Source organism: Vibrio sp. YT-18, assembly GCF_033337345.1.
GTDB lineage: Bacteria > Pseudomonadota > Gammaproteobacteria > Enterobacterales > Vibrionaceae > Vibrio > Vibrio alginolyticus.
The window spans coordinates 1-1,103 of sequence record NZ_JAWOQO010000227.1 but is presented as its reverse complement, the minus strand read 5'-3'; the positions used below and the strand labels follow the sequence as shown (position 1 = coordinate 1,103).

At 47.1% G+C, this 1,103-nt stretch carries 2 protein-coding genes; one reads left to right on the top strand and one right to left on the bottom strand.

Annotation, left to right across the window (positions count from 1 at the left end):
• The coding region (locus tag R7M72_RS25600) for a transketolase-like TK C-terminal-containing protein (protein WP_029813523.1) at window positions 1-557 on the top strand (557 nt) is incomplete at its 5' end.
• A 77-nt stretch (window positions 558-634) separates the two neighbouring features.
• Here R7M72_RS25600 and R7M72_RS25595 read toward each other — a convergent pair.
• On the bottom strand, window positions 635-1,103 hold a 469-nt coding region (locus R7M72_RS25595), incomplete at its 5' end, for a LysR substrate-binding domain-containing protein (protein ID WP_318056529.1).

Sequence of the window (1,103 nt, the reverse complement as noted above, 5' to 3'; positions counted from 1 at the left end):
CTTCTCTACGTTTGACTCCAAACATGAACACATGGCGTCCATGTGACCAAGTTGAGTCTGCTGTAGCATGGAAACTAGCGATTGAACGTAAAGATGCACCGACAGCACTTATCTTCTCTCGTCAAAACCTAGCGCAACAACCACGTAGCGCTGAGCAAGTTGCAGACATCGCGAAAGGTGGCTACATCCTGAAAGACAGCGATGGCAAACCTGAGCTAATCCTAATCGCAACAGGCTCTGAAGTTGAGCTAGCAGTGAAAGCCGCTGAGCAACTAACAGCAGAAGGTAAGAAAGTACGCGTTGTTTCAATGCCATCAACAGATGCATTCGATAAACAAGACGCAGCTTACCGTGAAGCAGTTCTACCATCAGACGTAACAGCACGTATCGCTATTGAAGCGGGCATCGCAGACTTCTGGTACAAGTACGTTGGTTTCGACGGTCGCATCATCGGTATGACAACATTCGGTGAATCTGCACCTGCTGACCAGTTGTTCGAAATGTTTGGTTTCACTGTAGAAAACGTAGTGAACACAGCAAAAGAACTACTAGCGTAATCGAGACAGTTGTTTAAACCGGCTCTGTTGAGCGGTTGTGAGAAAAGGCCATCATGTTGATGGCCTTTTTATTTGTCTCAATATTTCCAATCTAGCGGAATACTTTGGTGAATATCTTCAAGCAGTACGGATAAGCGAAGAGGATGACGCCCTGCTGGTGTATAACAGTTGATCGTTATTGGCTCTGAAAGCCAGCCTTCAAGGCATGGGGTGATACGGCCGGGGTGATGTTTCTCATACCCTTGTGCAGTCCAAGTTGGCAAGAGACCAATGCCATGTCCGTTGGCGATACTATCGATCTGCATAGCAATGTTGTCGCTATAGAGTCGGCTGACAAATGGTTCTAGAAAAAACTCCCCTTGTTCTGGGTGCGAGAGTAGCAAACCATTCTCTTGTATCGACCCAAAATCTATCCACGGATGTTTGTTTAGTGCTCTCGGGTGGTGGATGGGGCCATGTTTTTCGATGTAGTTTGGCGACGCGAACGGAGTGTAACGAAATACGCCAAGCGTTTCTTTGTGCCAATCCAGCCCTTTGTGTTCACCT